A 26,038-nucleotide genomic window follows, 5' to 3' on the forward strand; every position below is an offset into this window, starting at 1 on the left:
GGTCAGGGCGAACGGTAGGTGTCGGGGATGCCGGGCACCGGGGAGAGCCAGCTCTTGCCGCGCACGGGATAGGAATGCGATTCCTTCTCTTTCTCCGGCGTGGCGGTGATGCGTCCGTCGATGCTGTAGGGAAGGGCACCCGAGCTGCCCTTCGCGGCTAACTCGGCAAGCGCCTTGGACATCTCCGCCGTCGGCAGCAGGTCGATCGTGGCGACGTCGGCGGCGAACGAGGGAATGTCCTGGTCGATCTTCGCGTCCAGCAGCACGCCGCCGAGATCGCCCACGCGCAGCGTGCCCTGGAACGTGTCGAAGGACATGCCCCCATAGCTGTTGTTGCGGATGCGCAGGGTGACGTGCCACGGGCCGCCGGGCTTGGCGGCCACTTCCTGCAGGGTGACCGCAGGCGGAAACACGCTTTTCCTGGCGGGGCCGCAAGCGGCGAGGAGGGCGGTGGCCGCGAGCAGCGCGGCACGGAGGAACGGTTGGCGGACGATCGGAGTCATTCCCATGGCTTCCGGTTGAAGTGCCCTTGGAGGTCGAACGGTCGTTCGATGGTAGCGCCCGTCGAGGCGTGCGCGCGAGCCGGGCGTTTCAAACGCGGTTCCCAAGCGGCGAGCGAGCAGGCATCATCCGGGATTATTCCTCCGTATCGATTTCACAATGACCCGACGCATCGCCGCACGACGTTCGCCCATCCATGGAAATGGCGTTTTTGCCACCGCACCGATCAAGGCCGGTGAAGAGATCATCGAATACAAGGGCGACCGCATCACCCATGCGCAGGCGGACAAGCGCTACGGCGACGGCGGTGAGACCGGGCACACGTTCCTCTTCACGCTCAACGAACGCTACATCGTCGACGGCAACAGCCACGGCAACGTGGCCCGCTGGATCAACCACGGGTGCGATCCCAATTGCCAGGCCCTGATCGAGGAAGCCGTGGAAGGAAAGCCGTCCAAGCACGATCGCGTGCTGATCGAGGCCATCCGTGACATCGCCCCCGGCGAGGAACTGGTCTACGACTACGGCATCACGCTCGACATGCCGCATACGGCCCGTCTCAAGAAGATCTGGGCCTGCCGCTGCGGCTCGCCGAAGTGCATCGGCACCATGCTGAAGCCGAAGCGCAAGAAGGCGGACTGATCCCGCCTTCACCTTTGCCCACGGGATGCCGACGGCATCACGACATCCCCCTGATGGGCCGTTCGCCACACTGCGCGGAACATTCCCCCGAAGGAGTTCCCCCATGGCGAACAAACGAATCGATGGCCGCCGCGTGGCGGTCGTCGCCACCGACGGATTCGAACAGTCCGAACTCACCGAGCCGAAGCGGCTGCTTGAGGAAGCCGGTGCCACGGTCGACGTTATCGCGCCCGGTGACGCCTCCAGCATCAAGGGCTGGGACAAGAAGGACTGGGGCAAGGACGTCGCGGTCGACGTGCCGCTCGACAAGGCCGACGCCGGTCGTTACGACGCCATCGTGCTGCCCGGCGGCGTCATCAATCCCGACAAGCTGCGCACGGACGAAAAGGTGCTTGGCCTGGTGAAGCAGTTCGCCGAGGCCGGCAAGCCGGTGGCGGCAATCTGCCACGGGCCCTGGACCCTGATCAACGCGGGTCTGGTGAAGGACCGCAAGGTCACTTCGTGGCCCTCGGTGCGGAAGGATCTCGAGAACGCCGGTGCGAAGTGGGAGGACAGCGAAGTGGTGAAGGATGCGAACTTCATCACGAGCCGCAAGCCCGATGACATTCCCGCTTTCGCCAACGCGGTGATCGAGGCCCTGGCGGCCGCCTGATCGCGCCGCACGCTGTAGGAGCCGCCATGGCGGCGAGGCAAGTACCAGCGGTGCGGCACGTGCCTCGTCGCCATGGCGGCTCCCACAGTCAATCTTCGTCCGCCTTCGGCTTCCACGCCTCGGCCAATCGCTTCTGCACGCCGGGCGGCACCGGGTCGTAGTGGCTGAACTGCATTGCATAGCGCCCCAGGCCGCCCGTCATCGCCTTGAGCTGCGTGGGATAGTCGACGAGTTCCGCCAGCGGAACGCGGGCCTTGATCAATGTTTCCCCGCCACGTAGCGAGTCCGTACCCATGATCTGCGCGCGTTTCGACGCCAGGCCACCGGTGACGTCGCCCACGTAGTGGTCGGGAATCGACACCTCCAGGTCCACTACAGGCTCCAGTACCTGCGGGCGGGCGCGCGACACGGCGTCGAGGAAGGCCTTGCGCCCGGCACTGATGAAGGCCACTTCCTTGGAATCCACAGGATGGTGCTTGCCGTCGTAAACGATCACGCGTACATCCTGGATGGGATACCCCGCGATCGCGCCCGCGTCGAGCGCCTGACGCACGCCCTTCTCGATGGCCGGCATGAACTGCCCGGGGATCACGCCCCCTTTCGTTTCGTCGTCGAATACGAAGCCGCTGCCACGATCCAGCGGTTCCACGCGAAGGAACACTTCACCGAACTGACCTGCGCCGCCCGTCTGCTTCTTGTGCCGGTGGTGGCCTTCCGCGCCCGCGGCGATCGTCTCGCGATAGGCGATGCGCGGGGGACGCGTGACGACATCGACGTCGTAGCGCGACTTCATGCGCTCGAGCATCAGCTTCAGGTGCAGGTCCGACAGGCCGCGCACCACGGTCTCGTTCAGTTCCTTGTGGTGCTCGACGCGGAAGCAGGGGTCTTCCTCCGCCAGCTTCGCCAGGGCCTGCGACAGCTTCTGTTCCTGGCCCTTGTGCGCCGGTTCCACGGCGAGGCCATACATCGGCATCGGAAAGGAGGCCGATTCCAGGTGGATGCGGCCCTCATCCGCCGCATCATGCAGCACGGCGTCGAAATGGATGTCCTCGATCTTCGCCACGGCAGCGATGTCGCCCGGCAGCGCTTCGTCCACTTCCACATGGTCGCGTCCCTTCAGGCGGAACAGGTGCGCGACCTTGAACGGCTTGCGTCCGTCGTCGACCAGGAGTTGCGAGTCCTTGCGCACGGTGCCCTGCCATACGCGGAACACGCCGAGCTTGCCGACGAAAGGGTCGTTGACGATCTTGAAGACGTCCGCGACCACGTGCATTTCCGGGTCGGCGGTAACCGCGAACGGCGCGTCGTCGGCATCGCGGAACGGCGGCGGATTCGTTTCGCTCGGGCAGGGGAGGATGCGTTCCACCAGGTCGAGCAATTCGGCGACGCCGACGCCTTCGCGCGCACTGGCGAACGCGATGGGTATCAAGTGGCCGTCGCGCAGGGAATGTTCGAGGGCGTCGCGCATTTCCGCAGCGGTAAGAGAGGATTCCCCCGCTTCCAGATAGTGCTCCATGACCTCGTCGTCGATCTCCACGACCTGATCGACGATTCGCTGGTGGGCTTCGCCAGGGGAGGAGAAGTCGGTGTCCCCGGCTGTCTGGAAGAAGGCGTCACGAACCGAACGGCCTTTCGACGCGGGCAGGTTGAGCGGCATGCATTCGTTGCCGAATTCCTCGCGCAACGCGTCCACGAGTGCCGGCAGGTCCACGCCGTCGGCGTCGATGCGGTTGACGATGACGATGCGCGCGAGGCCTCGCTCTTTGGCGTGCGCCATCATGCTGCGGGTGCCGTGTTCGATGCCGTTGGCGGCGTTGACCACGATGGCCACCGTATCCGCGGCATCCATCGCGGCCAGGGCGGGGCCGCGAAAGTCGGCATAGCCGGGTGTGTCGATGAGATGGATGCGAAAGCCGTTGCGCTCGATGGATGCTACCGATGCGTCGATGGAGTGGCCTCGGGCCTTTTCCATGGGATCGGTATCTGAAACGGTGGTGCCGCGTTCGACGCTGCCCATGCCGGTGAGTGCGCCGCCGGCGTGGAGCATGGCTTCGAACAACGTGGTCTTGCCTGCGCCGGCGTGGCCGGCGAGGGCCAGGCTGCGGATACGTTCCGTGGATGGCGACACGATGCGACCCTCCTCTTGTGGAAGGGGCGGCGCGGGGGAACGCGGCGTCATGATCGGCGTCGCCTTCTCGCACACCTCCCCGGCGTGACGATGGCGGGCCGTCACGGTCGTCCGGGCTTCGGACGGTCATGGCGGTGGTTGGGGCGTGTGCCCGGGCCCAAGCGTTCTCCTTCCCGCCTCGGGAATCAAGTGGGTCGGGAATCTTCTGCGGCTGCCATGGTCTGAGCCCGGGGGCTTACGCTGGGTTTAGCGGACCGCCGCTATGCTGTTCGACTTTCCAATGCGGGCTACAGGATCACCGCAGCGTGCAATATCCCGGCAAGGCGCCACCGCCGTTCGTCGAACCCCACCGGCTGCAGCCGGAGGATTCGCCGCGCGCGCCCGGTCTTGCGCCGATCGACGCCGCCACGCTTGCCGCGCTGCACGACATCGGCCGGCGACCGCCGCCGCGCGAGCGCGCGCTGCGGATACTGGCGATGGTGGCCGCCATCGTCCTGCACATCGGTCTCGTGCTGGTGGTGCGCTATGAGATGGAGCCGAGGCCCCCGATCGGCTATGCGCCGGTGTTCGATCGCGAGGACGTGCTCGAGGTGCGTTTCATCGAACCGGCACGCCGTCCTCCGCCGGCGGTAGCGCCACCGCCACCGGCCCCGGAACCGCCGCCGAAGGTTCGTTCGCCGGAGGCGACCCGTCCCGAGCCGCCGCGCCCACGCGCCTCCACCGAGGCCGCACCGCAGCCCCCCGCGCCGGCCCCCGACGCGCAGGCCAGGCGCCCCGTGTTGTTCGGGGCCGACGGAAGCATCGTCATGCCGAAGAAGGGTGCGGAAGGAACGACCCAGGCCGATTTCGTCGCGCGCAAGCCGACGGACGACAGCGGCATCATGTCCCACAAGACCACGGTGACTTACACACAGACGCGGTTCGAGAAAGATTGGGCGCCGCGGGACGAAAACGCGCTCAACAAGGGGCTTCGCCGGGCGATGGAAACCACGACGGTGAAGAAGACGATCGACCTCGGGCACGGCGTGCGCGTGAAGTGCGCCACGGTCTTCTTCGTGCTGCCCGTGGGTTGCGGTGGGGAAGACCCCTCGAAGGCCGCCGCGAAGGACGGCGACGTTCGCCTCAATATGGCGCCGGCGAATCCGCCGGTGAAGGACCTGCCCGGTCAGCCGACGCCCCCCACGGAGGCGGAGTGCATCGCCGCCTTCCGGGCCGACAAGCCCTTGCCGCAGGGTTGCGCCTCCGACACTCCGCTGAAGGCGATGGACCAGGAGAACGCCGAACGCGAGCGGCGCACGGGCAAGTAGCTTCGCGTTCGCGACGCGCGTGACGATTGTGCGCGCCGGCCGCAGCGTGGACACTAACCGCCCATGCCCAAGACCTACCAACCGGACAGCGACCGCCCGATCGCCGCGAATTCGCTGCCGGTGTCGCCGCGCGAAGCGGCCATGCGTGCGCTGGTGTACCGCCGTCGCTTGCGCGAGAGGCCGCGCGACCGCCTGCTGCGCGTGTTCGGCTGGGTGGGCACCATCGTCGTCCACCTGCTTTTCCTGTTCGGCATGATCCTGGGCCCCGCGTACGAGGTATTGCCGCCGCCCCCCGAGCAGCCGGACGAAAACGCATTGCTGGTGCGCCTCATCGACAAGCCGCCGCCGCCCGTGCCGCCGGTACGCGGCACGCCGTCGAGGGCGCCGGTCGCGAAGACGCGCTGGAATACCGCGCATTCGAAGGCCAGCCGCGCATCGAGCGGTTCCCGCGCCGCCGCCGTGGCGTCCGCCGCCAAGCCCCTTCCCGCCATTGCCGTGCCCGCCGCGCAACCGCCCCAGGTGAAGCCGGACGTGAAGCTGAGCGCGCCTCCGCCGAGCGTCGTTGCCGTCGCGGAGCGGCCGCTGAGCCAGCCGAAGGCGCCGCCGCCCCAGCCGGAACTCGAGAAGGTGCCGGTGCCGACGCCCGCGCCGCCCGATCTGGCGGTGGATACGCCGAAGCCGACGGTAGTGCCGCCCCGCTTTCAGCCCGAGCCGGTGCGCCGGGCGCAGGCCGAAGGCACGGCCCCCATGCCTCCGCCCGCCTCGCTGGCCCTGCCCGAGACGCCCGCCGCGCAGATGGCCGTCACGCCCACGCCGCCGACGATCACGGCCGAGCGCACCGCGCCGGTGCCTACCACCGCGATGACGTTGGCGACGGTGCCGCGTCCCGAGGTGGAAACATCGTCCGCTCCCCCGACGCCGCAGGACGCCCCGTTGCCGGCGATCGCGCCCGAGCCGACGGCGCCAAAGCCCGACCTCGCCATCGATGCCCGGCCGGTACCTCCGAAGGTGTCGGTCGAACCCATCCACGCACCCGCCGTCGAGGCCACCGCGGATCTCGAAGCGGTGCCCCTTCCTGACGCCACGGCGAAACCCACGGTGTCCGCGCCTGTCACGGACGAAGTACGCCCCGTCGTCCAGGCGCCGGCCGTCACGCCTGGCGACATGCAGCGGCCCGTGGCCGGCGTCGACACCGCGCCGCAACCGCCGGGGCAGGCACCCGGCGATGTGGCTGCGGGTGAATCCAAGGCGCAGACCGTGGCGGAGCAGGGCAAGGCGGATGCGGCACGTGCCGCCGGCGAAGCGAAGGGGCCCCCGGCCCAGCCCCTCGTTCCGGGGCAGACCACGGCGGAAGCCTCGGGCTCGAACACACCGGGCGCCACCGCCGCCACCGGCACGCCGGGCGCGGTCAACGGCGTGGACGAGGGCCAGCGCCTCACCGGCGCGAATGGCACATCGCAGCGCGACGACGGCGTCGTGGGCGGGCAGGGCGACAAGACCGGCCAGGTGGCCGGTGCCTATGTGGAGCTGAAACCGCGCGGCAACCTCGTGCCGCAATCCGGCGCGCGCGTGCATATCGACTACAAGGCCACGCGTTTCGAGGGCGCCTGGACACCGAAGGGGGAATCCTCCGTCGACACGGCCGTCCGTCACGGCGTAGAGGCGACGACGGTGCGCAGCACGATCTCGCTGCCGCGTGGCGTCAGGCTCAACTGCACGGCGGGCCCGGGCAACGCGGGCGGCGCGATGAAGGAAGCCATTTCCCTCCTGACCTTCGGCTGCTCGGAAGACGTGCAGGCGAAACCCGCCAGCCAGGAAGCGCTGGCGAAGGTGCAGACCATGGCCCCCGCCAAGCCGCTGGCCGAGAACCTTCCGCCCGCCAACAGCACGACGGTCGCCGCCGCTCCGGTCGCGCTGGACAACACGGCGCTGTGCGCGACGGCACGAGTCACCGGCGGCCCGCTGCCGCCGGGGTGCGAGGCGTCGATCAAGATCAACGTGCCGGCGCCTTCCGTGAACTCCGGCTCATGGGTTCCGGCAAGCGACCAGTTCTCGCACTAGCCTCAGGGTAGGCGGCGGATCTCGGTACCGGCCGCCATGTCGTGGAGTCCACGGCGGCGGCGGTCGATGAACGCGGGAAGGAGCAGCACGGCCCAGCCTGCGGCAGGCGCCCAGAGCGCGATCTTCAGCGACACGAACGGGTAGAGCGTCAGCAGCCCGAGCGGCAGCGCCCCGACCGCGAGGCGGATGGCGCCGCGTGCCCACGTCACCGGCGTGCCGTCGGCAGTCGTCACCCTGATCCGCCATGGGCGCATGCCGAGTGTCTGTCCGCCGCGCACCCAGGAAACGAGGAAGTAGGCGCCCACGACCGCACCCTGCAGCGGCTGGTACCACCACGCTAGCAGGTGGCCCTGCGTGTCGAACAATGTGCCGCCCGTGGCGAACTGGGCCAGGAGCCCGACCACCATGACGATGGCGACCACGGCGAGAGCGTCGTAGACGACGGCGGCCAGGCGGCGCCACGCCGGCGCGGGCGAATCGGGGAGGTTCATGCGGGCAGTCGCGTCATGGCCATCGGGCCATTATGTCCTGCGCACGGCGAATCTTCTTCCCGACGCCGCTTTGAGGGTGACCGTGCGGACGTGAGACGATCGCCTCATGTCCGACATCGAATCCGACGACGCCCGCCTCATCGAGCGTTTCATCGAGCGCATCTGGGCCGAGGACGGTCTTGCCGATCGCACGCTCGAAGCCTATCGCCGCGACTTGCAGCAGCTCGCGCGCTGGCTGTCCACGCGAGGGCGCACGCTGGCCACGGCCGGCCGCGACGATCTTTCCGCGTACCACGGTAGCCAGCCCGTGTCCGTGCGGAGCATGGCCCGGCGCCAGTCGGCGTTCCGGCGCTTCTATGCGCAACTCGCGCGCGACGAAGGCAAGCGCGAGGATCCCACCCTGCTGATGCAGCGTCCGCGCATGCCTCGCAGCCTTCCCAAGGCGCTGGCCGAACGGGAGGTGGAAGCGCTGATCGTCGCGCCCGATGTCGGCACGCCGCTGGGCATGCGCGACCGCGCGATGCTTGAATTGATGTACTCGTCCGGCTTGCGCGTTTCGGAACTGGTCGACCTTCCGCTCGCCGGCCTGAACACTCGGCAAGGGGTCCTTCGCATCACCGGCAAGGGCGGCAAGGATCGTCTGGTGCCAGTGGGCGAGGAGGCCCTGGCGCACGTGGAAACCTACCTGCGCGACGCGCGTCCGCAACTGGCCGCGGGGCACGGGCAACCGTTGGCCCTGTTCCTGTCGCGGCGCGGCGACGCCATGAGCCGGCAGATGTTCTGGACCCTGGTGAAGCGCTACGCCGTGCAGGTGGGCATACCGGCGAGCCGGGTTTCGCCGCATGTCTTGAGACATTCCTTCGCCACGCACCTGCTCAACCACGGAGCCGACCTGCGCGCCTTGCAGATGCTCCTCGGGCACAGCGCCCTCAGTACCACCCAGATCTACACGCTCGTGGCCAAGGAGGGGCTGAAGCGCCTTCACGCCCAGCACCACCCGCGGGGCTGAGGCGTGCCACAATCGGGGGAACCGAACGCGGCGATCGTGATCCAATCGATGCCGTGTTTCCCCCGGTGGCATATGGAGTGGTACCGATGTTGAAGAAAATCCTGCCGGCGCTCTTCGCTGGCGCGTTCGCCATGACGGCCTGCGCGGCCGACAACGAAAAAACCGTGCGCGACGCCGTCGAAGCCCTTGGGCCCGGCATCAAGGTCGACAGCATTGCGCCCGCGCCCATGGAGGGCTTCTACCAGGTGGTGGCCTCGGGTCGCATGGTCTACGTCAGCGCCGACGGGCGCTACATGCTCAACGGCAACCTGATCGACCTCAAGGCGAAAACCGACCTCAGCGCGGCCAGCTGGGCTGCCACACGCAAGGCGGCCCTGGCGAAGGTGCCGGCGTCGCAGCGCCTCATCTACGCGCCGGCCAACCCGAAGCACACCGTCACGGTCTTCACGGACGTCGACTGCGGCTTCTGCCGCCAGCTGCACGCGCACATCGACGAATTCAACAAGCAGGGCATCGCGGTCGAATATGTGTTCTGGCCGCGGGAAGGCATCAAGACCACGGCGGGCAACGACACCCCGTCCTACACCAAGGCCGTGTCGGTCTGGTGCAGTGCCGACCGCAAGAACGCCTTCAACGAGGCCATGAAGGGCGCCACGCCCAAGGCGGCCACCTGCGCCAACCCGGTGAAGGACGATTTCGAACTGGGTGAGCGCCTGGGCGTGAACGGCACCCCCACCATCGTCACCGAGAACGGCGACGTCGTGGGCGGCTACGTCACCCCGGCCCAGCTGCTGAAGGCACTGGAGGCCCCGGCGGGCACGGTGGGCCGCGGCGGCTGATCCTGCCAATGGAGCCGGCCCCTGTGGGAGCCGGCTATGCCGGCGATCCCGCGGCAGCGGGCATCCTGGCCGCGAGCACCCATCGCCGCTGAAGCGGCTCCCACAGGCGTCCCGGGGCCTTCCGTCCCTCGCCCGGATGCTGCCGCGCAACATCATGTAGAATAGGCGTTTTCCTTCTGCGCCTTTCCCCCCGCATGATCGCACTCGACGGGCAGAGCGCCCTCTCGCCTTTTCGCCTCGAACGACTGAACGCCCACCTGGATGCCTTGCATCACGGTACGCGCGTGCAGGCCGCCTGGTTCACCTACTTCGTCGACGCCGACCACGTGCCCGAAGGTGACGCGCGTGCGCGCCTCCTTGCGGTGCTGGAAGCGAAAGGGGGCACCCCCGAGGACGCCACGTTCTGGATCGTGCCGCGCCTGGGCACCATCTCGCCGTGGTCCAGCAAGGCCACCGACATCCTTCACGGCGCGGGTTTCGACGTGCGCCGCGTGGAACGCGGCACGGCGTGGCGGGTCACCGGCATGCCCGCCGACGACCATCCGGCGTACGCCGCCGTCATGACCGCTTTCTGCGATCCGATGGTGCAGTCGCCGCTTCACGCGCTGGAACAGGCCGCCGGACTTTTCCTCGCCGGTGAACCCGGTCCGCTCGGGCGCATCGAACTGGGCGCGGATCCTCGTGCGGCATTGTCCGCCGCCAACGCCGAGCTCGGCCTCGCGCTGGCAGACGACGAGATCGACTACCTCGCCGCGCGCTACGCCGAGATGGGCCGCGCGCCTACCGATGCCGAACTCATGATGTTCGCGCAGGCGAATTCCGAGCACTGCCGGCACAAGGTGTTCAACGCCACCTGGACGCTCGACGGCGCCGAACAGGACTCGTCGCTGTTCGGCATGATCAAGAACACGCACCAGAAGTCGCCGGCACACACGTTGTCGGCCTATCACGACAACGCGGCGGTCATCGAAGGCTACGAGGGCAACCGCCTGTTCGTGGATCCGGAAGACGGCGTGTTCCGCACCGTGGCCGAAGCGGCGCCGTACGCCATCAAGGTGGAAACGCACAACCATCCGACGGCGATCGCTCCGTGGCCCGGTGCCGCCACCGGCGCGGGCGGCGAAATCCGCGACGAGGGCGCGACGGGTCGCGGCGGCAAGCCAAAGGCCGGCCTTACCGGTTTCTCCGTGTCCCATCTGCGCATTCCCGGGCTGCCGCGTCCGTGGGAAAAGGAGCGCCCGCTTCCGCCGCGCATGGCCTCCGCGTTCGAGATCATGCGCGATGGCCCGCTCGGTGCCGCGGCATTCAACAATGAATTCGGCCGTCCGGCCCTGGGCGGCTATTTCCGCACTTTCGAGCAGGAAACGGGCGACAAGGGCGTGCGGCGCGGTTACGACAAGCCGATCATGATCGCTGGTGGCCTGGCCGCCATTCGTCCGGGGCACGTGCAGAAGCGTAAGGTTCGTCCGGGCGACAAGGTGATCGTGCTCGGCGGTCCCGCCATGCTCATCGGGCTGGGCGGCGGCGCGGCGTCCTCCGTGGCGTCCGGCACGTCCAGCGCGGAACTCGACTTCGCCTCGGTGCAGCGCGACAACCCGGAAATGGAACGCCGCTGCCAGCAGGTGATCGACGCATGCTGGGCACGTGGCGACCGCAATCCCATCGTCAGCATCCACGACGTGGGCGCGGGCGGTGTATCCAACGCCATTCCCGAGATCCTCAACGACGCGGGCGTCGGCGGTGTCATCGACCTGTCGAAGCTCCCCTCGGACGACCCGAACCTCTCGCCCATGCAGGTGTGGAGCAACGAGTCGCAGGAACGCTACGTGCTCGCCATCGGCGGCGAAGACCTCGAGCTCTTCGAATCCTTCTGCGTGCGCGAGCGCTGCCCCTTCGCCGTGGTCGGCGAAGCCACCGGGGAGCCACGCCTCATCGTGCGCGATCCGCGCCGCGATCTCACCGTGATCGATCTGAGCATGGACGTGCTGTTCGGCAAGCCGCCGCGCATGCACCGCGATGCAAAGCGTGTGAAGCCGCGCGTCGACCTCGTCGCCGACCTTACCGGCATCGGCATGGACGAAGCGCTGATGCGCGTGCTGCGCCTGCCCGCGGTCGGCAGCAAGAACTTCCTCATCACCATCGGCGACCGTACGGTCGGCGGGCTCAATGCACGCGATCCGATGGTGGGCCCGTGGCAGGTGCCCGTGGCCGACGTTGCGGTCACCATGACCGATTTCGACGGCTACACCGGGGAAGCCATGGCCATGGCGGAGCGCGCCCCCGTCGCGCTGCTCTCCAGTGCCGATGCCGCGCGCATGGCGGTGGGCGAAGCCATCACCAACCTCGCCGCCGCGTCCATGAAGCTCGACGAGGTACGCCTGTCCGCGAACTGGATGGCCGCGGTGAATCATGCGGGCGAAGACGCCGCGCTGTTCGATGCCGTCAAGGCCGTCGGCATGGAACTATGCCCGTCGCTCGATATCTCCATTCCCGTCGGCAAGGACTCGCTGTCCATGCAGACGGTGTGGACCGACGAGAACGGCAAGGCGCAGAAGACGGTATCGCCGGTATCGCTGGTGATTACCGGCTTCGCGCGTGTCGACGACGTGCGCCGCACGCTCACGCCGCAGTTGAAGCTCGATCGCGGCGACACCGACCTGTGGCTGATCGACCTCGGCGCCGGCCGCGACCGTCTCGGCGGATCCGCGCTCACGCAGGTCTTCAACCGCGGCGGCGGCGTGCCGCCCGACCTCGACGATCCCAAGCGCCTGCGCGCGATGTTCGAACTGATCCAGGAAGCCAATCGCGCCGGGCTGCTCCTCGCGTACCACGACCGCTCCGACGGCGGCGTCATCGTTACGCTGCTGGAAATGGCGTTCGCGGGCCACTGCGGGCTGGAACTGCGCCTCGACGGCTGGGCCGACGCGACGCTGCGCGCCTTGTTCAACGAGGAACTGGGCGCCGTCGTGCAGGTGGCCTCGGCGAATCGCGAAGCCTTCGAGCAGCTGCTCGTCAAGCACAACCTTGCCGGTCTCACGCACAACGTGGGCCGTCCGAAGGAAAAGCTCGGCATCAAGCTGTACCTCGCCGGCGAACCCGCGTTCAAGTGGAACTGGACGGAACTGTTCCGCGCCTGGAACGAAACCAGCTATGCCATGCAGCGCCTGCGCGACAACCCGCACAGCGCCGACCAGGAAAACGAGTGGCGCCTCGACGATGCCGACCCCGGCATCTCGCCGAAGCTCGTCTTCGATCCGGCGGAGGACATCGCCGCACCGTATATCGCTACCGGCGTGCGTCCCCGTGTGGCGATCCTGCGCGAGCAGGGCGTCAACGGTCAGGTCGAAATGGCGGCCGCCTTCCATCGTGCCGGTTTCGATGCCGTCGATGTGCACATGACCGACCTGGCCACCGGCCGGCACCACCTCAAGGACTTCATCGGCCTGGCCGCCTGCGGCGGGTTCTCGTATGGCGACGTGCTCGGCGCGGGACGCGGATGGGCCACGTCCATCCTGTACAACGACGCGCTGCGCGAACAGTTCGCCCGCTTCTTCGAGGACGGCACGCGCTTCGCCCTCGGCGTGTGCAACGGTTGCCAGATGATGTCCGGCTTGAAGGACATCATCCCCGACGCGAAGCATTGGCCGCAGTTCCTGCGCAACCAGTCGGAGCAATACGAGGCGCGTGTGGCCACGCTCGAGATCCTGGACTCGGGCAGCATCTTCTTCCGCGGCATGGGCGGCTCGCGCATTCCCGTCGCGGTGGCGCACGGCGAGGGCCGGGTGCATTTCCCGATGGCGTGCAGCCCGTCGAAGAGCCACGCCGCGGCGCGCTTCGTCGACAACCGCGGCAAGCCCACGGAAAGCTATCCGTTGAACCCGAATGGTTCCCCGGGTGGCCTGGCTGCCTTCACCGCCGCCGACGGCCGCGTCACGATCATGATGCCGCACCCCGAGCGCGTGTTCCGCACTGCGCAGTTGAGCTGGCATCCGGAGCAGTGGGGCGAAGACTCCCCGTGGATGCGCATGTTCCGCAATGCGCGCGTGTGGGTCGGCTGATGCGCTCCGCCAGGGTCTATGCCGCCTGAGGCCATGGAAGCCACGCCTCTCACCAGCGTCGTCATCGTGCTCGCGGACAGCGGGCCCTTCACGCGCGAATGCGTGGAACACGTGCTCGCGAGCGATGTACCGGTCGAGGTGATCGTCGTCGACAACGGTTCCACCGACGGCGTGCCCGAAGCGATCGACCGCGCCTGCGCGGACGACGATCGCGTGCGCGTGGTGTACAACCGCGCCAACCTCGGTTTCGGTCCCGCCGTGAACCGCGGCGCGGCCCAGGCGCGTGGGGAACGGCTGCTGGTGCTCAATCCGGATTGCCTCGTGGCGCCGGACACGATTCGCCGCATGGCGGCGCATATCGATGCACATACCGGCATCGTCGGCGCCGTGGTCTGCGACGCCGAAGGCAACCCCGATCCGGCGTCGCGCCGACGCGACCCCCTGCTGCGCCGCTCGCTCGCGACCAAGCTCGGGCATGGCGGCGACGCCGGCATCGACATTCGCGGCCCGATGCCGGAGGGTGCGGAAGCCGTGGAGATCGTTTCCGGTGCCATCGTGCTCATGCCGCGCAGCGTCTTCGAGCGCCTGCACGGTTTCGACGAAACCTTCTTCCTGCACTGCGAAGACATGGATCTGTGCCGCCGCGCGCGCGACGCGGGCTACAAGGTGCTGTTGGCCGGCGACGTGCGCGTGCTCCACGGAAAGGGCGGTTCGAGCCGGCATCGGCCCGTGTTCGTCAGCCGACACAAGCACCGCAGCATGTACCTCTGGTTTCGCAGGCACGATCCGGCCGCACGCCATCCTCTGGTGCGCATCGCGGTGTGGCTCGGCATCTGGGCGCACTTCCTCGTGAAGATCCCGGGTCAGCTTCTGCGTAAACGCCGATGAGCGGGACAGCGCGCGGGAGTGGCCTCGCCACGCTAGGCCTGCTTGCCGTCACCGCCATCTGGGGTTCCACCTTCGCCCTCATCAAGGACGTGGTGGGCCGGATGCCGGTTGCCGACTTCCTCGCCGTGCGCTTCGTCATCGCCGCGGTAGCGATGCTCGTCCTCTTCGCGCTCCCGCTGCTGCGGCTGCCGCGCTCGCAGTTGCTGCGAGGCCTGGGGCTGGGCGTGCTCTACGGCTTGGCGCAGTGGTTGCAGACGGAAGGCCTGGCCCGCACGTCCCCCAGCGTCAGCGGCTTCGTCACCGGCATGTATGTGGTGATCACGCCGATCCTCTCCCTGCTGCTGTTCCGCCAGCGCATGCCGTGGACTACCTGGCTCGCCGTGCTCGTCGCCACGCTCGGCCTCGGCGTGCTCGCCTTGAACGGATTCGAGGTCGACGCCGGTGTGTTGCTGACACTGGCATCGGCCGCGTTGTACGCGCTGCACATCGTCGGGCTCGGGCACTGGTCGAAATCCGGCGACGCCTTCGGCATGTCCGCCATCCAGATGCTTGGCATCGCAGCGGTATTCCTGGCGATCACGCTGCCGCACGGCGGTCCGGCGTTGCCGCCCGACGGGAAAGCGTGGGTGGCGGTGCTTTACATGGCCCTTGTCGCCGGTGCGCTCGCCATGCTGGTGCAGACCTGGGCGCAGGCGCACATGCCCGCCACGCGCGCGGCCATCGTGATGACCGCCGAGCCGGTGTTCGCGGCGGGTTTCGCCGTGCTGCTCGGTGTCGACGTGCTCACCGGACGCATGCTGGCCGGTGGCGGGCTCGTACTCGCCGCCATGTACATGGTGGAACTGGCGCCGCGCTTCCGCCGCGGAAAGCCGACGGAAGCGCTGCACCACGAGGTATGAAGGCCGGGCGCGCTCCTACCGTTCCTTGGTGGTCGTGAACTTGTAGACCATGACGTTCCGGTAGGTCTGCCCCGGTGCGAGTCGTGCCGAACCGAAGGCCGGCTGATTGGGCGTATCGGGGAACAACTGCGGTTCCAGCGCGAACGCATCGCCCTGACGATAGATGCCGCCGGACTTGCCCGAGGTGGTGCCGTCGAGGAAGTTGCCGGAGTAGAACTGCAGGCCGGGTTGCGCCGACCACAGGGAAAGCACGCGGCCGCTCTTCGGATCGCTCACGCGTGCCACTTCGCGCGGCTGCGCCGCTTCTTTCCGCGAAATGACCCAGTTATGGTCGTACCCGCGACCGAACACGAGCTGCTGCTCCTTCGCGTCGCGGATGTCGCGGCCGATGGGCTTGGCCTTGCGAAAGTCGAAGACGGTGCCGGCCACGTTACGGATTTCTCCGGTGGGGATGGCCGTGGCGTCGGTGGGCAGATAGGCATCGCCTGCGATCATGAGCCGCTGGTCCATCACGCTGCCCGAGCCTTCGCCCGCGAGGTTCCAGTACGTATGGTTGGTGATGTTGACGATGGTCGGTGCATCCGTCGTGGCGGTGTACTCGATCGTCAGTTCGTTCTTGTCGTCGATGGTGTAGGTGGCGGTGGCGGTAAGCTTGCCGGGGTAACCCTGGTCGCCATCCGGGCTCACATAAGTGAGGGTGACGCTGGGGCGCGCACCGGATTCCACCTTGTCCACCGTCCACACGACCTTGTCGAACCCGACCTTGCCGCCGTGCAGCGAGTTCGGACCGTCGTTCACCGGAACCGAATACGCCTTGCCGTCGAGGGTGAAGCGGCCCTTGGCGATGCGGTTGGCATAGCGCCCTACCGTATCGCCGAAATACTGCGGCTTGGCGAATGTGCCTTTCAGGTCGGGGTACCCGAGCACGATGTCGCCGGGCTTGCCGTTGCGGTCGGGAACGTCGAGCGCATACAGGGCGGCGCCGAGGGAAAGGACTTTCGCCGTCATCCCGTGGCCGTTCGTCAGCGTGACCACGGTCACTTCCTTGCCGTCGGGCGTCTGGCCGAACGAGGCTTTGCTGGCCTCCCCGGCATGCACGCCCGTGCCGGCGGCCAGCAGCATGGCGGCCGCGAGGCTCGTCCCGATCTTCGTCATGGGTATCTCCCTTCAAATGGACTTGGGGACCAGATCATATTTGTTGGACAATTGACAAGCTGCGCCGCGTCAATGCCCGTCCCCGCGCTCCGGTAGGATGGGTTGGGAAGTCTCTGGGGGAGGATGAGATGACATCGAGGAAAGGGAGTAGCCGGAACCTGCACACGCAGGTGGTGGAGAACCTGGGCGAGTCGATCGTGGGTGGCGTGTTCCAGCCGGGCGATCCGCTGCCGGGCGAGGCGCAACTCGCGAACGAGTTGGCGGTGAGCCGCACCGTGCTGCGCGAGGCCTTGAAGGTGCTGGCGGCGAAGGGGCTGATCGAAACGCGCCAGAAGACCGGCATGCGCGTGCGCGACTCGCGCTATTGGAATCACCTGGATGCAGACGTGCTGGGCTGGCGTTGCGCCTCGCTTCCCACGGACGACTTCGTGGAGAAGCTGGTGGAAATGCGCGAGATCGTGGAACCGGCGGCGGTGATGACCGCGGCGCGGCGTCGGGAGCCGGCGCAGTTGGAAGCGATTCGCGAGGCTCTGGCAGCGATGGAGGATGCGCAGACGCTGGACGAGTGGGCGGAGGCCGACCTCCATTTCCACCAGGCGGTGCTGCTGGCAACGAACAACGAACTGCTCAGTTCGCTGTTTTCGGTGATCGAAACGGCCCTGGGCACGTTCTTCGTGATGTCGGCGCGCACGGCGAAGAACTTCAAGTATTCGCTTCCGCACCATCGTGCGGTGTACGAAGCGATCCGCCGCCGCCGCCCGAACGAAGCCGCGGCTGCGATGCACACGATGATCGAGGATTCCCGCGCCAACATGCGCAAGTCGCGCCGTCGGAAGTAGCGGCATAGGGGAATCGGATAACTCACTGACGCGAGTTCATGCTTTTAGCGGCTTCTCCGCCGCGGTCGTGGTGCGTGGCCGCTTCGTAGGGCTGGCTCGCCTTCGGCCTCGCTGTTGGCGCCCGTTCCGTGGCCTGGAAGCCGGCAGCCGTCGCCCTCGCCGCGAAGACTTACGTCGTTCCTTGCGACAGGAGAGCCGCTGCGCGGCTAGTGTCTTATGGCTTCGCCGCGGCGGACCCGGGCGTCCGGGCGGGGGTTTCCGACTCGGCTTCCTGCCTCGGCGGAAACGGCGGGCCGTCCAGGCCCGCCCCCTGACGGGCCTTTTCCATCCGCACGCCCTCGACTCCAGACATCGCGGCGAGGGCGACGGCTGCCGGCATCGGACGGTGCGGTGGTGTGTTGTGTAGTGCGTGGCGCGGCGTCGTTTGTTCGGTCTGTGGCGACCGTCCGCGCTCAAGTCGCTGGGTGCCTGCCTTCGCAGGCACGACGGTGGTTGAGAGTCTCTCGCGTGTTGTGTAGGAGCGCGTTGCTCTCTGTGGGAGCCGGCTATGCCGGCGATCCTGCGGCAGCGGGCAAGCTTGCCGCGAGCACCCATCGCCGCTGAAGCGGCTCCCACATGAGCGCGACGCGACGGTATCGCAGCGTCACCACCTACCGTCGTGCCTGCGAAAGCAGGCACCCAGCGCCCCGGTCGGCAAGGGACGAAAGCAAACCATCGGCTCGTGCTCCGGCTCTCCCAATACCAACCCGCACCGTCCGCTGCCAGTACCCGTTCCCCGCGCCGCGATGTCTGGAGTCGAGGGTGGCCGGGCGGAAGAGGCCCGAAGGGGGCCGGCCTGGACGGCCCGCCGTTTCCGCCGAGGCAGGAAGCCGAGTCGGAAACCCCCGCCCGGACGCCCGGGTCCGCCGCGGCGAAGCCATAAGACATTGAGCCGCGCAGCGGCTCTCCTTTCGCAAGGAACGACGTAAGTCTTCGCGGCGAGGGGAACGGGTACTGGCTCCCAAGCCACGGCACAGGCCCCGCGAGCGAGGCCGAAGGCGAGCCAGCCCTACGAAGCGACCACATAACACAATCAACGGCGGCACCCACATACGCAGGCGCCGCCTCGGGACCTCAGCAGCAGCGCCCGCCGGTGCCGCGATACCTGGCTTCCTGCCGCTCGCGGAAGAACTCCCCGTAACTCGGTACGGGACGTTCCGGATGGTGCTCGCGCAGGTGCTTCACATAGACGTCGTAGTCCGGCACGCCGCAGCAGAGGCGGGCGGTTTGCACCGCCCGTTGCCAGAACGACCGGGGTGCCGATGCGTTCGTGTTCATATGGCCTCCTTACTGCGCCACGCTCGACAGCGCGACGTAGGGTTCCTCGTGCGCGGTCGGGTGCGTGGCGCGCCATGCGCGGACGATGGAGCGAAGCGAGAAGAACAGCATGGTCAGGACCAGCAGCATGAACAGCGCCGTGAGGGCCATGTCCACGCGGTTGTTGGTGATGATCCGCTGCATTTCGTCCATCGACTTCGCCGGTGCGAGCAGCTTGCCGGATGCCATTGCGTCCGCGTATTTCTGCGCCGCCGCGGTGAAGCTGATCTTCGCGTCGAAGATCTTTTGCCAGCCTGCTGTAAGCGTGCACACCACCAGCCAGACGGCCGGAACGGCCGGCACGAGCACATAGCGCTGGCGCTTCAGTTTTACGGTAACCACCGTCGCCAGCATCAGCGCGATGGCCGCCAGCATCTGGTTGGCGATGCCGAACAGAGGCCACAAGGTGTTGATGCCGCCCAGCGGATCGACTGCCCCCTGGTACAGGAAGTAGCCCCACAAGCCAACGCAGATCACGGTGGCCACGATGTTGCCCACCCAGGATTCCGTTTGCTTCAACGGGGCCCAGGCCATGCCCGCCAGTTCCTGGATCATGAAGCGGCCCACGCGCGTACCGGCGTCGACCGTGGTCAGGATGAACAGGGCTTCGAACAGGATGGCGTAGTGGTACCACAGCGCCATCATGCCCTCGCCCGGCATGATGCCGTGGAGCAGTTGGGCCATGCCCACCGCCAGGGTGGGAGCGCCGCCGGCGCGACCGAGGATGGTGCCTTCGCCGATATTGCGCGCGGTGTCGGTCAGCTCCGCCGGAGTGACGAGGAAGCCCCAGCTGCTGATCGTCTGTGCGGCCTGTTCGGCCGTGGTGCCGACCAGTGCACCCGGCGAGTTCATCGCGAAGTACACGCCCGGGTGCAGCGAGGCCGCGGCGATCAGGGCCATGATCGCCACGAAGGCCTCCATCAGCATGCCGCCGTAACCGACCAGCCGCGCTTCGCCTTCGTTGGCGAGCAGCTTCGGTGTGGTGCCCGAGGCGATGATGGAATGCCACCCGGAGACCGCGCCGCAGGCGATGGTGATGAAGAGGAACGGGAACAGGTTGCCGGCGAACACCGGGCCGGTGCCGTCGATGAACTTCGTGATCGCGGGCATCTGCAGGGTCGGGGCGGCGAGGAAGATCGCCAGGGCGAGCAGGGCGATGGTGCCGATCTTGAGGAAGGTGGACAGGTAATCGCGCGGCGCAAGCAGCAGCCACACGGGAAGCACGGAGGCGAAGAAGCCGTAGCCGATCAGCAGCCAGGCGAGGGCCTTGGCGTCGAAGTCGAAGAGGGCGGCGAGGGCCGGCGTGTCGTTGACCGTCTTCCCGTACCAGATGGAGGCCAGCAGCAGGATGAGGCCGATGATCGACACTTCGAGGATGCGCCCGGGGCGGACGAAGCGCAGGTACACGCCCATCAGCAAGGCGATGGGAATCGTGGCGGCGACGGTGAAGGTGCCCCAGGGGCTATGGGTGAGCGCCTTGACGACGACCAGTGCCAGCACGGCCAGCACGATCATCATGAGGACGAGGACGCCCACCATGGCGATGACGCCGGGTACCTCGCCCAGTTCCTCGCGCAGCATGTGCCCGAGGGAGCGTCCGTCGCGGCGCAGCGAGAGACCGAGAATCATGAAATCCTGTACCGCGCCGGCGAATACCACGCCGACGAGGATCCAGAGGGTGCCGGGGAGGTAGCCCATCTGCGCGGCCAGCACGGGGCCGACGAGCGGGCCGGCGCCGGCGATGGCCGCGAAATGATGGCCGAACACCACCCAGCGGTCGGTGGGCACGTAGTCCAGGCCGTCGTTGCGAAGGACCGACGGCGTGGCGCGCGAGGGGTCGAGCTGCAACACCCGTGTGGCGATCATGCGGCTGTAGAAGCGGTAGCCGATGAGGAAAACCGCAATGGATGCGGTGACCAGCCAGATGGCATTGATCGGCTCGCCTCGTCGCAGGGCGACGACGCCGAGGCACCAGGCTCCGACGATGGCGATGGCGGCCCAGAGGATCTTGCCGGCCGGGCTGGGTTTGGGAATGGCGCTTTGCATGGTTGGAGCTCCCCTTGCGGATGCTCCAAGGGTCGTCCCCGTCGCCCTGGGGGTCAATGACCGCGAGGGTTCAGGGGCATTAGCCATTGGTCGAATGGCGAAACGCACCGACCGCGCTTCTGACGCCGGCCGAGGGTTGAGCCCGAGGCCGTCCGGCGCCATGCTGGGGGTATCCCCACTCCCCGGAAAACGCATGATTCGCGAGATTCTGAAGATGGGCGACGAGCGCCTTTTGCGCATCGCCCAGCCCGTGCCCGATGCGATGTTCGGCTCGGCCGAACTCGACGAGCTGATCGCGGACATGTTCGACACCATGGTCGACGCCGGCGGCGTCGGTCTGGCCGCGCCGCAGATCGGGGTGGACCTGCAACTGGTGATCTTCGGCTTCGACAGCAGCGAGCGGTATCCGGATGCACCGCCCGTACCGCGTACGATCCTGCTCAATCCCGACATCACACCCCTCTCCCAGGACATGGAGGAAGGATGGGAGGGGTGCCTCTCCGTGCCGGGCCTGCGGGGCGTGGTGAACCGCTATTCGCTGATCCGCTACCGCGGCTTCGACCCGGAAGGCAACCTCATCGACCGGGAGGCCGAGGGCTTCCACGCACGCGTGGTGCAGCACGAGTGCGACCACCTGATCGGGCGCCTGTATCCCTCGCGCATTACCGACTTCAGCCGGTTCGGCTTCACCGATGTGTTGTTCCCGGGGGAAGACATCGGCGACGACTGACCCGGGCCGGGGCGGTTATTCGGCGTCGGCCAGGGCTTCGATGATCACCAGGAGGGCCTTGCGGCGCTCCTTCGGCATGCGGCTCACGAGACCGACAAGACGCAGCTGCTCGCGGGAATCGGCACGGTAGAGGGCGGGGCTTTCGCGTACGCCGGTGGCGCCGCTAGGTGCGCCGCGGCCGGTGGCCAGCCATTCGAAATTGACGCCGAAACGGACCGCCATGTCGATCTGGCGTTCCAGTTCCGGAAGGCCGAGATCGCTTAGCCACTTCCTTGCGGTTTCCCTGCTGACGTCGAAAAGGTCGGCCAGCTGCGTAATGCGGCCGCGGCCTTTCTTCACGCCGGCCATGTCCAGCGCGACATGAAGACGTTGGGAAAAACCTCGGTTGGTAGGGGACATGACAACTCCGATGGAACGCTTAGGCGCTACGGTCCGGGTATTGTTCATAGCGCGGAGCGGGAGCGTGACGCTTTTCCAGTTGCCAACTCGTCCAATTTGCGACTGCCTTTGATTTTGCTCATTAAAGGCGGAAGGAGTTGACGAATTTTCTCATTTCTTCTGCCGCGCGATGGGCGTGTTCGGCAAAGTTCACGCCCGAATCAGCGTAAAGGATCGCGCGCGAGGAGGAAATCATGAGGCCGGTGCCGTCGCGAGTGCGGCCGTTCGCCATGACCGCGGCGACGTCGCCGCCCTGGGCGCCGATCCCGGGAACCAGAAGCGGCATGTCGCCGACCACCCCGCGCACGCGGCCGAGTTCTTCCGGCCAGGTGGCGCCGGTGACCAGGGCGCAGTTTCCGTGGCCGTTCCACTCGCGCGCGATGGTTTCCGCCACACGCAGATAGAGTGGCTGCCCCCCGCAGTCGAGTGCTTGGAAATCCTTGCCGCCCGGGTTGGAGGTACGGCACAGGAGGATCGCACCCTTGTCGGCGCGCTCGAGGAAGGGGGCGATGGAATCGTGCCCGAGGTAAGGATTCAGGGTGACGGCGTCGGCATCGTAGCGATCGAAGGCTTCGGCAGCGTAATGCTTCGCCGTGGAACCGATGTCGCCGCGTTTCGCGTCGAGGATGACGGGAATGCCCGGGTGCGTCTCGTGGATGTATGCGATCAGCCGTTCCAGAACGTCTTCGGCGCGCTGCGCGGCGAAGTGGGCGATCTGTGGCTTGTAGGCGCAGACCTGGCCTGCCGTGGCGTCGACGATGTCGCGGCAGAAAGTGAAGATGCCCTCGGTGCCGGAGAGGCCCGCGGGCAACCGGCCGGGTTCCGGATCCAGGCCGACGCATACGAGCGAGTCATTGCGGCGCCAGGCGTCCTTGAGGGCGGTCATGAAGTTCATGGGGAGCATTCCTCTGCCGCGACGTGGAGCGGATCTGTGGGAGCCGCTTCAGCGGCGATCCCGCGGCAGCGGGCCAGGACGCCATACTGCCGCGAGCACCCTTCGACGCTGAAGCGGCTCCCACAGGGGGGTGTTTCATGCCTCTGCGGTCTTGTCAGACCAGCTTCTTGTATTTCACACGCTTCGGGCCGGCGTCGTCGCCGAGGCGGCGCTTCTTGTCGGCTTCGTACTCGTTGTAGTTGCCGGGGAAGAACTCGACGTGCGAGTCGCCTTCGAACGCGATGATGTGCGTGGCGATGCGGTCGAGGAACCAGCGGTCATGCGAAATGACCACGGCGCAGCCGGGGAATTCCAGCAGGGCGTCTTCGAGGGCGCGCAGCGTTTCCACGTCGAGGTCGTTGGACGGCTCGTCGAGCAGGAGCACGTTGCCGCCCTGCAGCAGGGTTTTTGCCATGTGCAGGCGGCCGCGTTCGCCGCCGGAGAGCTGGCCGACGATCTTCTGCTGGTCGGTGCCCTTGAAGTTGAAGCGGCCGATGTAGGCGCGCGACTGGATCTCGAAGTTGCCGATGGTGAGGATGTCCGAACCGCCGGAGACCTCCTGCCAGACGTTGTTTTTTGCATCCAGCGCGTCGCGCGACTGGTCGACGTAGGCGAGCTTGACCGTATGGCCGAGCTTCACCTCGCCGGTGTCCGGCTGTTCCTTGCCCATGATCATCTTCATGAGCGTGGACTTGCCGGCGCCGTTCGGGCCGATGACGCCGACGATCGCACCCGGCGGAATCTTGAACGAGAGGTCTTCGATGAGCATGCGGTCGCCGAACGACTTCGTGACGTTCTTGAACTCGATGACTTCCTGGCCCAGGCGCTCGCCCGGCGGAATGAAGATCTCGTTCGTTTCGTTGCGGCGCTGGTACTCGACCGAGTTCAGTTCCTCGAAGCGGTTGAGACGGGCCTTACCCTTCGACTGGCGCCCCTTGGAGGCCGAGCGCACCCATTCCAGTTCCTTCTGGATGGCCTTCTGGCGCGACTTCTCCTGCTGGGCTTCCTGCTTGAGGCGCTCGTCCTTCTGCACGAGCCACTCGGTGTAGTTGCCCTTCCAGGGAATGCCGCGGCCGCGGTCGAGTTCGAGAATCCACTCGGCGGCGTTGTCGAGGAAGTAGCGGTCATGGGTGACGGCCACCACGGTGCCGGGGTAGTCGTGCAGGAAGGTTTCCAGCCAGTCGACCGATTCGGCGTCGAGATGGTTGGTGGGCTCATCGAGCAGGAGCATGTCGGGCTTGGACAGCAGCAGGCGGCACAGCGCCACGCGGCGCTTCTCGCCACCGGACAGCGGGCCGATCTTCGCGTCCCAGGGCGGCAGGCGCAGGGCGTCGGCGGCCACTTCCAGCTGGCGCTCCAGGGCGTGGGCGTCGTTGGCGGCCAGGATGCCTTCAAGGCGCTCCTGCTCCTTGGCAAGGGCGTCGAAGTCGGCGCCTTCCTCGGCGTAGGCCGCGTAGACCTCTTCGAGCTTCTTCTGGGCCTCGAGCACTTCCGAGACGCCCTCCTCGACGGCTTCGCGAACGGTCTTCTCCGGATCGAGCTCCGGCTCCTGCGCGAGGTAGCCGACCTTGATGCCGGGCTGCGGGCGGGCTTCGCCCTGGAAGTCCTTGTCGACGCCGGCCATGATCCGCAGCACCGTCGACTTGCCGGCGCCGTTCAGGCCGAGCAGGCCGATCTTGGCGCCGGGAAAGAACGACAGCGAGATGTCCTTGATGATCTGGCGCTTCGGGGGGACGATCTTGCTCACCCCGTTCATGGTGTAGATGTATTGCATGGAGGCTCCGTCAGGCGATGCCGCGCCCCGTGCGGACGCGCCGGGGGCAAACCCCAATTATAGCGGGTTAACGGGGCGGGCACCCGCTCCCGCCGCCCTCCGGGCGGCCTCCAGGGCGCCCGGAGGGGAGGCTCAGGAGCGGGCGCGGGCGCGCACGTAGCGTCGAATGTTGTCGTCGTTGGCTTTCGAGTAGTACTTGCAGGAACCCAGGCCCCAGATGTTGTCCTTCATGTTGGTGAGGCAAAGGAAGCGGAATTCGGCATCCTCGTGGCGAGCCCCGAGGAGATGCCCCACCTCGTGGGCGAAGATGTGCCGGTGCCCGCGGGTGCTGGCGATGGCGGCGCCATAGGGCTCGACGGAGGCGCCGAGCGTGCCGAAGTCCCAGTTCCTGGCCGGTTCGTTCACGAAGAGCACGAATTTCGTGAGGGGCGTGATGCGGGCTCCGCGCGAACGCGCGTATGCCGCTCCGCGCACCCTGAAGTCCTGTATGCGCTCCACGTCCGTCCCGGTGTGATAGTCGATGTCGGTGACGCCCGGCACCTTGTCATGGACCGACAGACGCACCGGTACCCCGGGATTCACGGCGTCCTCCATGTCCTTCGCCCACCAGGTGAGATACCAGTTCACGAACTTGGCGCGGTCGTTCTCGCCGGAGGTGTCGTGCAGGAAGATCCATATGTCGAGGGCGTCCGACTCCGGCTCCGGCTCCGGCGCAGCGTCAGGCGCGGAGCGCGCCAGTCCGAAGGTTTTTTCCTGGGACAGGGGAGGGAGGTAATCGTCGTCGATGACACGGTCGAGGGGGCCGTCCGTCGCGTGACCCGGCGTATCGTCGTCGTCCAGTGCGATGTCGAGCTCGTCTCCGACGCGGGCGATGGTGCCGGGCTGGCCGTCGATCCGTGCCAGGTAGACGGACGCCGGCACGTCGTCGACCTCGATGTCGGCGCGAAGCTTGCCGATGAGCACCACCTGCCTCGTGCCGCCGGCGGGGTCGGGCAGGCTGAATTCGCGGGGCAGGCCGGCGCTCGCGTGGGCGTCGAAGACCTCGACCTGCCGGTCGAGCGCGTGTGCGGGTAGGCAGGCGGCCGCCGACCAGGCGAGAAGTGCGGCCAGGGAAGTGGTTTTCACGAGAGAGTCCTTTCTAGTGCTGCGGGGAGGGGGCGGGGGGCTGGGACGCCCGCCATTAACCTAGCCCAGGGCGGATGGGGCGCCCGTAGGCGCTTTCCTGCAGTGGCTGTAAGCGGGGTTGCCCGCGACTTTTTGCGAGTGCCAGCCGCCGAGCTCGGACGGCGGT

21 protein-coding genes are annotated in these 26,038 nt (G+C 67.4%); 11 read left to right on the plus strand and 10 right to left on the minus strand.

Translation table 11 applies throughout. The features are described from left to right. Positions 1-2 precede the first annotated feature (2 nt). Positions 3-503, minus strand: coding sequence for a hypothetical protein (locus tag FHS47_RS00925; protein ID WP_167021920.1), 501 nt, complete (start codon positions 501-503; stop codon positions 3-5). 157 nt (positions 504-660) lie between these two features. On the opposite strand from FHS47_RS00925, the gene FHS47_RS00930 reads away from it, so the two are divergent. Further along, positions 661-1,143 carry an SET domain-containing protein-lysine N-methyltransferase gene (locus FHS47_RS00930; RefSeq protein WP_167021922.1) on the plus strand — a complete coding sequence of 161 codons (483 nt, stop codon included), beginning with the start codon at positions 661-663 and terminating at the stop codon, positions 1,141-1,143. Between the two features lie 103 nt (positions 1,144-1,246). Continuing rightward, positions 1,247-1,795, plus strand: coding sequence for a type 1 glutamine amidotransferase domain-containing protein (locus FHS47_RS00935; protein WP_167021924.1), 549 nt, complete (start codon positions 1,247-1,249; stop codon positions 1,793-1,795). A gap of 88 nt (positions 1,796-1,883) precedes the next feature. Here FHS47_RS00935 and fusA read toward each other — a convergent pair whose 3' ends face one another. Then, positions 1,884-3,923 (minus strand): elongation factor G, encoded by a 2,040-nt coding sequence (fusA, locus tag FHS47_RS00940; protein ID WP_167021925.1) that lies wholly within the window; start codon positions 3,921-3,923, stop codon positions 1,884-1,886. A gap of 305 nt (positions 3,924-4,228) precedes the next feature. Between fusA and FHS47_RS00945 the strand changes: the two genes are divergently transcribed. Together FHS47_RS00945 and FHS47_RS00950 are read left to right on the plus strand one after the other, a co-directional pair. Continuing rightward, positions 4,229-5,230 (plus strand): hypothetical protein, encoded by a 1,002-nt coding sequence (locus tag FHS47_RS00945; protein ID WP_167021927.1) that lies wholly within the window; start codon positions 4,229-4,231, stop codon positions 5,228-5,230. A 63-nt stretch (positions 5,231-5,293) separates the two neighbouring features. Further along, complete coding sequence (locus tag FHS47_RS00950) at positions 5,294-7,291, plus strand: hypothetical protein (protein WP_167021928.1); 1,998 nt, start codon at positions 5,294-5,296, stop codon at positions 7,289-7,291. 2 nt (positions 7,292-7,293) lie between these two features. Here FHS47_RS00950 and FHS47_RS00955 read toward each other — a convergent pair whose 3' ends face one another. Next, a complete protein-coding gene (locus tag FHS47_RS00955) occupies positions 7,294-7,782 on the minus strand; it encodes an RDD family protein (protein ID WP_167021930.1) in 489 nt (162 codons plus the stop codon). Between the two features lie 106 nt (positions 7,783-7,888). Between FHS47_RS00955 and xerD the strand changes: the two genes are divergently transcribed. The 5 genes from xerD to FHS47_RS00980 all read left to right on the plus strand — a co-directional run bounded on the left by xerD (position 7,889) and on the right by FHS47_RS00980 (position 15,475). Further along, complete coding sequence (gene xerD, locus FHS47_RS00960) at positions 7,889-8,791, plus strand: site-specific tyrosine recombinase XerD (RefSeq protein ID WP_167021932.1); 903 nt, start codon at positions 7,889-7,891, stop codon at positions 8,789-8,791. 86 nt (positions 8,792-8,877) lie between these two features. Further along, positions 8,878-9,630 (plus strand): DsbC family protein, encoded by a 753-nt coding sequence (locus FHS47_RS00965; RefSeq protein ID WP_167021933.1) that lies wholly within the window; start codon positions 8,878-8,880, stop codon positions 9,628-9,630. 194 nt (positions 9,631-9,824) lie between these two features. After that, positions 9,825-13,688, plus strand: a complete 3,864-nt coding sequence (gene purL / locus FHS47_RS00970; RefSeq protein WP_167021935.1) for a phosphoribosylformylglycinamidine synthase — start codon at positions 9,825-9,827, stop codon at positions 13,686-13,688. A 33-nt stretch (positions 13,689-13,721) separates the two neighbouring features. Beyond that, positions 13,722-14,576 (plus strand): glycosyltransferase family 2 protein, encoded by an 855-nt coding sequence (locus FHS47_RS00975; protein WP_208381720.1) that lies wholly within the window; start codon positions 13,722-13,724, stop codon positions 14,574-14,576. Then, positions 14,573-15,475, plus strand: a complete 903-nt coding sequence (locus FHS47_RS00980; protein ID WP_167021939.1) for a DMT family transporter — start codon at positions 14,573-14,575, stop codon at positions 15,473-15,475. The genes FHS47_RS00975 and FHS47_RS00980 overlap by 4 nt, the downstream gene beginning before the upstream one ends. Positions 15,476-15,490: 15 nt before the next feature. Here the strand turns inward: FHS47_RS00980 and FHS47_RS00985 are convergent, their stop codons facing one another. Continuing rightward, entirely contained in the window at positions 15,491-16,630 is a 1,140-nt protein-coding gene (locus FHS47_RS00985) for an aldose epimerase family protein (RefSeq protein ID WP_167021940.1), read from the minus strand. A gap of 128 nt (positions 16,631-16,758) precedes the next feature. Between FHS47_RS00985 and FHS47_RS00990 the strand changes: the two genes are divergently transcribed. Next, the gene (locus FHS47_RS00990; RefSeq protein WP_167021942.1) at positions 16,759-17,469 is read left to right on the plus strand and encodes a FadR/GntR family transcriptional regulator; all 711 of its coding nucleotides are present in this window, start codon (positions 16,759-16,761) and stop codon (positions 17,467-17,469) included. 1,113 nt (positions 17,470-18,582) lie between these two features. Here FHS47_RS00990 and FHS47_RS00995 read toward each other — a convergent pair. Both FHS47_RS00995 and FHS47_RS01000 read right to left on the minus strand, forming a co-directional pair. Continuing rightward, positions 18,583-18,786 (minus strand): YbdD/YjiX family protein, encoded by a 204-nt coding sequence (locus FHS47_RS00995; RefSeq protein WP_167021944.1) that lies wholly within the window; start codon positions 18,784-18,786, stop codon positions 18,583-18,585. Positions 18,787-18,795: 9 nt separating this feature from the next. Then, entirely contained in the window at positions 18,796-20,871 is a 2,076-nt protein-coding gene (locus tag FHS47_RS01000; RefSeq protein ID WP_167021946.1) for a carbon starvation CstA family protein, read from the minus strand. Between the two features lie 193 nt (positions 20,872-21,064). Between FHS47_RS01000 and def the strand changes: the two genes are divergently transcribed. After that, positions 21,065-21,601 (plus strand): peptide deformylase, encoded by a 537-nt coding sequence (def, locus tag FHS47_RS01005; protein WP_167021948.1) that lies wholly within the window; start codon positions 21,065-21,067, stop codon positions 21,599-21,601. Positions 21,602-21,616: 15 nt separating this feature from the next. On the opposite strand, the gene FHS47_RS01010 is transcribed toward def, so the two are convergent. From FHS47_RS01010 to FHS47_RS01025, 4 genes are all read right to left on the minus strand, one after another. Further along, positions 21,617-22,000, minus strand: a complete 384-nt coding sequence (locus tag FHS47_RS01010; RefSeq protein ID WP_167021949.1) for a DNA-binding protein — start codon at positions 21,998-22,000, stop codon at positions 21,617-21,619. Positions 22,001-22,121: 121 nt separating this feature from the next. Beyond that, positions 22,122-22,934, minus strand: a complete 813-nt coding sequence (gene pyrF / locus FHS47_RS01015; protein ID WP_167021951.1) for an orotidine-5'-phosphate decarboxylase — start codon at positions 22,932-22,934, stop codon at positions 22,122-22,124. Between the two features lie 154 nt (positions 22,935-23,088). Continuing rightward, on the minus strand, positions 23,089-24,747 hold the full coding sequence (ettA, locus tag FHS47_RS01020; RefSeq protein ID WP_167021953.1) for an energy-dependent translational throttle protein EttA: 1,659 nt from the start codon (positions 24,745-24,747) through the stop codon (positions 23,089-23,091). A 132-nt stretch (positions 24,748-24,879) separates the two neighbouring features. After that, positions 24,880-25,872, minus strand: a complete 993-nt coding sequence (locus FHS47_RS01025; RefSeq protein ID WP_167021955.1) for a hypothetical protein — start codon at positions 25,870-25,872, stop codon at positions 24,880-24,882. Positions 25,873-26,038 lie beyond the last annotated feature (166 nt).

The sequence above is a fragment of the Luteibacter sp. SG786 genome, from assembly GCF_011759605.1.
GTDB lineage: Bacteria > Pseudomonadota > Gammaproteobacteria > Xanthomonadales > Rhodanobacteraceae > Luteibacter.

Coding starts and splice junctions, on each gene's coding strand:
- FHS47_RS00990 (WP_167021942.1), top strand. CDS start 16,759: ATGACATCGAGGAAAGGGAGTAGCCGGAACCTGCACACGCAGGTGGTG.
- purL (WP_167021935.1), top strand. CDS start 9,825: ATGATCGCACTCGACGGGCAGAGCGCCCTCTCGCCTTTTCGCCTCGAA.
- FHS47_RS00985 (WP_167021940.1), bottom strand. CDS start 16,630: ATGACGAAGATCGGGACGAGCCTCGCGGCCGCCATGCTGCTGGCCGCC.
- xerD (WP_167021932.1), top strand. CDS start 7,889: ATGTCCGACATCGAATCCGACGACGCCCGCCTCATCGAGCGTTTCATC.
- FHS47_RS00950 (WP_167021928.1), top strand. CDS start 5,294: ATGCCCAAGACCTACCAACCGGACAGCGACCGCCCGATCGCCGCGAAT.
- FHS47_RS00995 (WP_167021944.1), bottom strand. CDS start 18,786: ATGAACACGAACGCATCGGCACCCCGGTCGTTCTGGCAACGGGCGGTG.
- FHS47_RS00955 (WP_167021930.1), bottom strand. CDS start 7,782: ATGAACCTCCCCGATTCGCCCGCGCCGGCGTGGCGCCGCCTGGCCGCC.
- FHS47_RS01000 (WP_167021946.1), bottom strand. CDS start 20,871: ATGCAAAGCGCCATTCCCAAACCCAGCCCGGCCGGCAAGATCCTCTGG.
- pyrF (WP_167021951.1), bottom strand. CDS start 22,934: ATGAACTTCATGACCGCCCTCAAGGACGCCTGGCGCCGCAATGACTCG.
- def (WP_167021948.1), top strand. CDS start 21,065: ATGATTCGCGAGATTCTGAAGATGGGCGACGAGCGCCTTTTGCGCATC.
- FHS47_RS00965 (WP_167021933.1), top strand. CDS start 8,878: ATGTTGAAGAAAATCCTGCCGGCGCTCTTCGCTGGCGCGTTCGCCATG.
- FHS47_RS00935 (WP_167021924.1), top strand. CDS start 1,247: ATGGCGAACAAACGAATCGATGGCCGCCGCGTGGCGGTCGTCGCCACC.
- FHS47_RS00980 (WP_167021939.1), top strand. CDS start 14,573: ATGAGCGGGACAGCGCGCGGGAGTGGCCTCGCCACGCTAGGCCTGCTT.
- FHS47_RS01010 (WP_167021949.1), bottom strand. CDS start 22,000: ATGTCCCCTACCAACCGAGGTTTTTCCCAACGTCTTCATGTCGCGCTG.
- ettA (WP_167021953.1), bottom strand. CDS start 24,747: ATGCAATACATCTACACCATGAACGGGGTGAGCAAGATCGTCCCCCCG.
- FHS47_RS00975 (WP_208381720.1), top strand. CDS start 13,722: ATGGAAGCCACGCCTCTCACCAGCGTCGTCATCGTGCTCGCGGACAGC.
- FHS47_RS00925 (WP_167021920.1), bottom strand. CDS start 503: ATGACTCCGATCGTCCGCCAACCGTTCCTCCGTGCCGCGCTGCTCGCG.
- FHS47_RS00930 (WP_167021922.1), top strand. CDS start 661: ATGACCCGACGCATCGCCGCACGACGTTCGCCCATCCATGGAAATGGC.